This is a genomic window from Candidatus Poribacteria bacterium (genome assembly GCA_021162805.1).
Classification (GTDB): domain Bacteria; phylum Poribacteria; class WGA-4E; order B28-G17; family B28-G17; genus JAGGXZ01.
In genome coordinates this window covers 1-8729 of the sequence record JAGGXZ010000215.1, presented here as the reverse complement: position 1 = coordinate 8729, position 8729 = coordinate 1, and the positions used below count along the sequence as shown (strand labels likewise).

At 53.0% G+C, this 8729-nt stretch carries 5 protein-coding genes; 4 read left to right on the top strand and 1 reads right to left on the bottom strand.

Annotated elements, in window-relative coordinates; genetic code table 11:
• Positions 1–101 precede the first annotated feature (101 nt).
• The 4 genes from J7M22_17795 to J7M22_17780 all read left to right on the top strand — a co-directional run bounded on the left by J7M22_17795 (position 102) and on the right by J7M22_17780 (position 8108).
• Positions 102–2072 carry a sigma-70 family RNA polymerase sigma factor gene (locus tag J7M22_17795; protein MCD6508457.1) on the top strand — a complete coding sequence of 657 codons (1971 nt, stop codon included), beginning with the start codon at positions 102–104 and terminating at the stop codon, positions 2070–2072.
• Between the two features lie 218 nt (positions 2073–2290).
• The gene (locus tag J7M22_17790; GenBank protein MCD6508456.1) at positions 2291–5101 is read left to right on the top strand and encodes a cellulase family glycosylhydrolase; all 2811 of its coding nucleotides are present in this window, start codon (positions 2291–2293) and stop codon (positions 5099–5101) included.
• A gap of 331 nt (positions 5102–5432) precedes the next feature.
• Positions 5433–7100 carry a hypothetical protein gene (locus J7M22_17785; protein MCD6508455.1) on the top strand — a complete coding sequence of 556 codons (1668 nt, stop codon included), beginning with the start codon at positions 5433–5435 and terminating at the stop codon, positions 7098–7100.
• Between the two features lie 258 nt (positions 7101–7358).
• Positions 7359–8108: a DNA helicase UvrBC gene (locus J7M22_17780; protein MCD6508454.1), complete on the top strand. Its 750-nt coding sequence runs from the start codon at positions 7359–7361 to the stop codon at positions 8106–8108.
• Between the two features lie 90 nt (positions 8109–8198).
• Here J7M22_17780 and J7M22_17775 read toward each other — a convergent pair whose 3' ends face one another.
• Positions 8199–8402 (bottom strand): cold-shock protein, encoded by a 204-nt coding sequence (locus J7M22_17775; protein MCD6508453.1) that lies wholly within the window; start codon positions 8400–8402, stop codon positions 8199–8201.
• Positions 8403–8729: the final 327 nt, after the last annotated feature.

Genomic DNA, 8729 nt, shown 5'->3' with positions numbered 1-8729 from the left:
TTCAAAAGAAAGTTTTCTCTGTAATCTTCTCTGGATGATCAAGTATAACCTCTTGGATTTAAGACATAAAATCGACTCCAACTTAGGCGGGGGTATTGATCGTGCGATCCATAGACGCCGGTCTGGTCGAGGCGACGTTGAAAGGCGATAGGGAAGCCTTCGGTCATCTGGTGAGAAAATACAGAGGAGCTCTGCTGGAGTTCGCCCTGAGAAAGGTGAAGAACCTGGCTGACGCCGAGGATATCGTTCAGGAGGCGTTCCTGAAAGCGTATCGGAACCTCGATAAACTCAGGGACAGGGATAAGTTCGCCGAGTGGCTTTATCGGATCGTGACTAACCTATGTATCTCGCTTTTGAGGAGGCGAAGGGAGGAGCTGATATCCCTGGACTCGCTGCCGAACCCGAGCTCGATCGGCTCCGTGAATCCCGAGTATCTGCCGGAGCAAAAAGAGCTATCCGAGTTCATCGTCAGAGCCGTCGAGACGCTGCCCGATAAAAGCCGGCGCACCTTCATACTTTACCTTGAGGGTTTCTCCTACCAGGAGATAGCGGACGCGATGAGGGTGCCGGTGTCAACCGTCTCCGGAAGATTGCAGACGGCGAAAAAACGGCTCAGAGAAAGGGTATCTAAGGAGCTTCCCCTTGCCTCCATTTCCGTTCCCCTGCGTATGGCGGTGGAACGGCTTGAGGAGGTGTCTAAGATGGAGGCCATCTTGAAGAAAAAACCGTTGAGGCGTCGTATCTACGGGATCGGCAATCAATATGATCTCCTTTGGGAAAATGAGGAAGCGGCCAACCAGAACGCAGTCCTGTGCCTGTTTCGAGGAATCTTCGCGGGAAGAATATATCCTGACGTGTTTCTGGAGAACGGCGCAAGGCTCCATTGTCCGTCGAAAAATCGAGTTCAATACTCCACACCTGAATGCGACGATATCGCTCAACTTATAGCCCATGAGAAGGCCGGGGAGCGAATATTGATGTCGCTGGCATTGAAGGCTCAGGAGAGGCTCGGCCGCGACGGATTTCCAAGCCGGATGTTGATCTTCAAGGTCAACCTTCAGGAGCCGGGAAAGGAGCCTGGATGCAAGGAGAACTACCTCCTTTACAAGGATAGGATAAGCTTGGAAAAACTTCGATCGGGGTTGATTCCCTTCCTGGTTACACGGATGATATTCGCCGGGGCGGGGAGGGTGAGCGACAGCTCCTATCTGATATCGCAGAGGGCACATCACATCGAAACGGAGATCTCCACCGACGGAAGGGATGGGATGATAAGGATTCCGGAGGAGCCGCTCGCCGACAAGGAGCGGTATCTCCGACTTCAGGTGTTGGTGGGCGATTCCAACATGTCCGAATGGAGCGCCTACCTGAAGATCGGCACAACCGCCCTGGTGCTTCAGATGATCGAGGACGGTTTCATAAAGAGGAACCTTGCGCTTAGAGATCCCATCCAGGCGCTGCGTCAGGTGGCGTCCGACCTTTCGCTTACGCAAAAGTTGGAGCTGGAAGATGGAGGAAAACTCACAGCCGTTGAGATTCAGAGGGAATATCTCGAGATGGCGAAAGCCTACTTCGATGCCCTGGAATCGGAGGCTCTGGTAAGGGATATCCATAGGTGGGAGTGGGCGCCGGTGGGAGATATACTGGAGAGATGGGAACATACGTTGAGCTGTCTGGCCGACGATCCGATGAAGCTGGACGGCAAGGTGGACTGGATCATCAAGAGACGTCTGCTTGAAAGCTTTAGAGAGAAGCACGGGCTTGATTGGGGCGCACCTGAGCTTGTGGAGGCAGATCTGAGATATCACATACTCCTCCCGGAGGAAGGCTCGTATTATCGCCTGGAGAGGGAGGGGAAGGTCGAGAGGATCCTCACCGATGAGCGGATCAGAAAAGCCATGGATGAGCCTCCTGGAACAACTCGAGCGAGGTTCCGCGCCCAATTCATCAAATTGGCAAACGAGAGGAAGATCCTCTGTGGGGTCAACTGGAGCTACATTCAGCTTTATGAACCCAAGCGACAGTTATATCTAAACCTCGATCCGCTCAATCCGATGTATGAGGAGGCATAAGCTGCCGCACGCGCCTGACCTACAGATCAGTTCAAGGCGGTTGTCATATCAGCGGTATTAGCGTTTGACTCATCTCTCCTCATGATGTCTCCTCAAAGCCATGATACCAGGGTGAGGAAACCCCGCTCCTATTGAAGGGATTAACCCCACCCTTCATAGCTGTTATCATCTGCATGGTATATCCTCAGGTGAAAACGGACGGAGGGAGGATAGAGGTCATGTTCAAGGTTCAGCTTTTCATATGGTTGGGGCTCCTACTTCCAGTTGAGCTTGCCTTGGGGGGCCCATGGATCAGGGCGGATTGGAGGGGGAAGGAACCCGATTTTCCTCCGGGCTCTCTCTTCTGGAAGACGAACCTGTTCAGGAGATGCCCTGTTCTTTACCGCACGGTCATCGAGGTCGATGATAATAAACCCATCGATCACGCAGGGCTCCGCATGCGCGCCTCTTGGTTCGCCTACATCTTCCTGAACGGTAAGGAGATAACCGAATACCTCCAGAAGGGTGAGGGGGAGATCACAAACCCCATAGATATCGAGTTGACCCACCTGCTCCGCCCGGGCGAGAACGCTCTGGTGATCAGCACGACGTCGAACGGTTTCTCGTTGGAGGGAGCGGTGGTATACGAGGACGGTTCTCGAACCCGGATCGAGAGCGACCCTCAGAGGTGGAGGGTTATGAAATTCCCGCCCCTGACGGTCCTCGAGAGGGAGGATTGCATGAAGAGCGATTTCGACGATTCCGATTGGTTCCCGGTGAAGGTCATCCCTGAACGCGGAGGCGTCGAGATCTCCGACGAGGAGCTAAGGGGGATCTGTCAGCGATTGAGAGATGAACGGTTGAGACGGTGGGATGAGGACGCCCGATGGCGGCTGAAGATGCTGATCGAAAAGGGATTCGCCATGCTCGATTGGGAATCCCATGGCTGGGCCGGGCCCGAGCGGCTGCCGGAATGGGTTTTGAACTTCGCGGAGGAAACGTTGAATCGGGAGGATCAGGGGGAACTGGGAGAGCTATACAAAGCGGCGGAGGCGCTGACGGGATACGTCTGCTTCATTGATGAGGCCGTGAACCTGGAGAACCACGTCATAGGGCTTCAAGCGCTGAAAGCACCGGAGGAAGAGATCTTAGTCTACCGCGATGCGGCTCAGAAGCTGAGGGATGTCCTGAATGAGATGGAAATGACGATCCGAAACGGTGATTTCGATCAGGCCCTCGAGCTCCTCCGACGGGGGAAGGCGATAAGGGAATCGATGCGGAAGGTCAGGTTCATAAACGACCTCTGCTCCTGCCTCGATAACAAGTTCGGCTGGTTCGATACGACGTCACTGCTGGATAACGACGTCTCGGGATGGGGACTCAGGTTCGATCCACCCGTCAAGGTTTTAGCAAGTCCTCTCTCCCCGGCCGCTTTGGTCACGATCAGAGGGAAGGAGCTTGTCATCAGAGGTTGGGATGAGCTGAAGCCGATCCGAGTCTACAAAAAACCGCCGAACACCGGACCGGTTTGCCTCTGGGCTGTTCTGAGCGGGAAGGTAGTCGGCCTCAGGCCCGATGAAAGCGGGGTCGTCTACGATAGGGCAAAGGACGGGGAGCTAAGCGAGAATTGGGTTCTACTGGTCAGCGATCTCTCCCGCGGCGGAGGGTTACCGGTGCAGATCGTATTCCTCAGACATCCCAAATCGATCAGGTTCGAGATGAACGATGAAGGTGTGACCGCAGGGGTGAGGATCGAATTCGATGAGCCGGGATGCAGGCTTTTCCTGTTGAAACCGTTTAAAGAATGGCGCGGCATTTTGATCCAAGCGCGCATAATGACCGGAGAACCCCTGAACGAAGGGAAAGCCGAGCGATACATACGCGTCTGCAGGCTCTGGTCGAGGGCTCTTCTCAACTACCCGATAACGTTCAGCGAAGCGTTCATACCCGATCCGAACGATCGATGGGCGATCATCGTGGCGGATGTCTATAATTACCTGGAGTTTGAGGATGAGTGGGGGACTAAGCCGCTTAAGCTGGCACCTCTCCCGCCGCTGGCGACATACGGTCTGATGAGAAGGTATCCCGGACTGAAAGTTCTGAGCGAAACTCAAAACCTGGGTTCGCGAGGAGTGTGGGGCGATGAGATAGACGTTGTGGATGAAAACCATATCGTCTACCGCGTGCCGCTCGATCCGTTCAAACGGTTCGGTGGTTTCACGGCTTTCTGTTTCGGCCCGACCGATATAGGTGAGCCGGGGAGTCTGACGGAGATAAAGCTGATCAAAAGCACCGGCGCCAACAGCTTCCGTCCCCAGCATAACCAGACCGGCGAGAGGGCGATGAGAACGCTGAGGTGGTGTCTGGAGCAGGGATTGCAGCACGTCTTCAACACCGATGAGAAGTGGGTGCCGGATGTGGTCGAGCATTTCCGCACGCTCGCCCGGAAGTGTAAGGATCTTCCCTCCGATGCCGTCGCCTATGATCTGCTAAACGAGCCCGAATCGCGCGAACCCCACGCCTACAACATCCTCACCAGAAAAATCACAAACGCCATCCGTCAGATCGATAGGTCTCATCTCATCTACGTCGAGACGATCCCGCCCTGGGGGCCTGGCGCCCAGCCGTTCCCGAAAGCCGCTTTCGAGTCATTGGAGGTGACGGGAGATCCGCTGACGATCTATAGCTTCCACGACTACGAGTTCCGACTGCCGGAGCGGTGGCCGAACGAGAGGAACGATATACGGGACATACTCCGCCGATGGATACCGGCGTTCCGATTCAGCATCGACCATCGAACACCCATACATCTGGGAGAGTTCGGCGCGTTTGAGCAGACCAAACAGGATATCTACCACAACAGATGTGCCATCACGCTGTTGATGGATTACTTCAGGATCTTCGATCAGTTCGGATGGCATTTCCATTATTACTCGAACCGCGGCACGGTGAGGATCAGGGAAGACGGTAGCCTTCAGGAAAGCCTCGTTCAGGAGGCTTTCCGGCGGTATTTCGCAAGGGGCACGTTCAACCTAAACCGTCGACCTTAAGGAGGTGTCGAGGATCAACTTGCTCGCTCGACAGCGGTCCCTGTTGGCGGATTGGCTCGCTGGTAGGGACGCCGACGGCCTGACGAAGTCGCTGCTCATTTATCCCGATCACCTACCTCTCTCATCGTTGTTGAGGTTCAGTTCATCGATATCTTCCTCAACCGAAAGGGAAGCAGGGGATTTTAAAATCCTTTGATTTCCCTCGATACATCGATTACAATATCTCTCGATTCTGAACGTCACGTGTGGAGTTCGACGGTATGGCGCGGATGGATATGATCGTGGCGAAACATGATATGTTTATGACGCGATAAAATCGGAGGTTGAAAAGATGAAGGAAGTATGTGAGGTGATAATGATCTGCTTGATTATGGGGGCGATGGGCTTGAGCATGGCACAGAGCTATCAGGATAAATTCGTATGGATCTTCGGATACGGGCTGGGAAGCGATGAGGATGTGAGACATATAGAGAAAATCCTGGAGGCAGCTTCCAAACACGGCTATAATGGCGCCGTGATGTCGGCAGGGCTGGACAGGTTGTCCATGCAGGACGAGGATTATTTCCGGAGGCTCGAAAGGATCAAAAGGGCATGTGAGCGATATGGGCTGGAACTCATCCCTTCCATCTTCTCCGTCGGATATGGCGGTTCCGTCTTGGCGCACGACCGCAATCTCGCCGAGGGTCTGCCCGTCATAGATGCCCTTTTCGTCGTGCGGGGCAGTGAGGCAAGACATGTGCCTGATCCGAGCGTTCGGATCGTTAACGGTGGGTTTGAGGAGTTCGAGGGGAAAAGGTTCAAGGGATATAAGTTCCACGACCAACCCGGAACGATCAGCTTCGTTGACACCGAGATCAGACACAGCGGCAAAGCTTCGATCCGGTTCGAGAACTTTACGGCCAACCCGCACGGACACGGTAGGGTGATGCAGGAGATCAGCGTAAAGCCGTGCCGCTGCTATAGGATGAGCATCTGGGTCAAAACCGAAGGACTACGACCGGAAGGGTGTTTCCGACTGCTGGTTCTGGCGTGCAAACGCAATCTGGCCCCTCGAAGTTTTGAGATATCATCCACGACCGATTGGCGCAAAGTATCGATGACCTTCAACAGTCTGGATTTCAATAGCGTTAAAATCTATGCTGGTGTGTGGGGCGCTAAGGAGGGAAGGCTCTGGCTGGACGATTGGAGAATCGAGGAGATCGGACCGTTGAACGTCCTGCGTCGTCCCGGAACTCCCGTCACGGTCAAGAGTGAGGACAGGTCGATCATCTATGAGGAGGGAAGGGATTATGCGCCTTTAGTCGATCCTCATTTCAACTTTCGAAAGGTAGATCGGCCCGCACCGACGTTGAAGATCCTCCCCGGAAGCCGGATCAAGGAAGGACAGAAGCTGCTTGTGAGTTGGTACCACCCTATGGTGATCGGTAGAGGCCAGGTGACGGTCTGTATGGCTGAGCCGAAGCTTTATGAGATCTGGGAGCATGAGGCAAGGTTGCTATGGGAGCATCTGCATTTCCACAAGGTTCTTCTAAGCATGGATGAGATCCGCATGGGCGGTTCATGCGCTGCCTGCCGTGGTAGGAATATGGCCCGGCTTCTGGGAGAGTGTATAACCAGGCAGGTCGAGATACTGAGGAAGCTTAATCCGAAGGTTGAGATCTACATCTGGTCTGACATGCTCGATCCGAACCATAACGCACATTCCAACTATTACCTCGTGGAGGGCGATTTCACCGGTTCGTGGAACTATGTGCCGAAAGATCTGATCATCGCCGTCTGGGGTGGAGCTCCGCGTAAGAGTAGCCTTCGTTTCTTTGCCGATCAGGGCTTTCGCATGCTGATCGCCTGTTACTATGACGCTGACACGCTGGAGGATGTGAAGGGATGGCTTGACTTGGCGAAGCAGACATCAAATGTCAGGGGTTTCATGTATACCACCTGGCGGCGTAAATACGATCTGCTCGGGGCATTCGGCGACCTGATCTGGGGAGGGAAATAAGCCATGGCTAAAGGGTTTTGATCGAAGCTCGGGTGTTCGTCTACGGAGCGATCGAGGCTGATGAGCGGGTCGTGACAGATCCTCCAAGCTCTTCCTGCGTCGGAGCGTTGGAGAATATACCGGAAGCAACTCGATGCTCTGCCCGAAAGTAACAGAGGGTGTGGAATTCGAGGAGGACGTCCATGAGAATCTGTAGGGTTGCTTCTGTGAGGACCAATCCGGTATAATTAAGATCGAACTCACCTCTGGGAGACGAGTATGGATCGACACATCGTGGACATGATAGATGAGGTAATAGATGTGGTGGATTTCGACTCCGATAAACCCATTAAGGTGTTGAAAAGCTCCGACGGACGAGATGTGGTATTGATACGCTCCAATCCCTTCACGATCACCAGGATCTACGTTACCGGCAGGCCGGATGGCAAAAGGCCACATGGTAGGGATTCATATTATGACTATTTCATGGAACAACATGAAGACTATGTGAGGAAACACGGTTCTGATGAGGGATTTGCGTTGACGGCCGAGGATTGGACCGCCCTTTTCAACGAGGCTACGGATAGATACCTCAGATATCTCATATTCGCCAGCATAAAGAGATGGGAGGACGTCAAGAGGGATACAACGATTAACATACGACTATCCGATTTCGCCAAAAAGTATGCCCCATCGGAGATCGCCTGGCAAATATATCAATATAAGGGATATATGCTTATGATGAGGGCCATAGCCAATGCTGAGCTCAAACTGATGAAGATAGATTACGTAGGGGCGATAGAGGAACTTGACAAGGGGATATCCGAGATCGGGAAGTTCTGCGCTGAATGCCTTAGAGAAGGGCATGAAGAGGCCGAAGCTATAACCAGGGATAAATATCTGAGCAACCTCGTGCAGTATAGGAACGATATACAGTCGGTAGGAGAAAAGTTAAGCTCCGGCGAGCTAAACGAGATAAGCTGGGAAGAGCTTGATGAACTGCTAACTGAAGAGGAGGAAGAGGAATAAAAAAGCCGGACCGAAAACCAGCCCTAACTTGTTCGGTCCGGCCATCTATTTTTGGGATATCGGTCTAAGCCGACTGTTGTCCCGTCCTTGTTATTCGATCACTACGACATTGGCGGCCTGGGGGCCCTTGGCTCCCTGGACAATGTCGAACTTCACCCTCTGGCCCTCGTGGAGGGTTCTAAATCCACGGGCCTGGATGGCGGTATAATGGACGAAAACGTCCTCACCCGACTCTTGGGATATAAAACCATATCCCTTCTTCTCATTGAACCACTTGACACGACCAGTTGCCACTTGATACACCTTCCTATTTCGTTGTTTCTCTTAATGGAACGGGAACTGCTGAGGATCTCCCAAGGAGGGATCTTGCTGCAAGTTACCCGTTACCGTTCGACCTTACTTTAACTCTAAAGGGCTGAATCCCAAATCATCCTTCGGGATAATTTAATTATAACAGATCGATGGAAATAAATCAAGTAGAAAATCAGGACCTCCAGGACTTCTCAAAAACTTTTGAAGAATGTAGATGGAGAAAGGCTTAGATGGCATAAGTGATTCAGAGGAAATTCGCGCTCTAATCTATCGCGAATTTGCTCAAAAACCCTTATGTTACCTAGATTT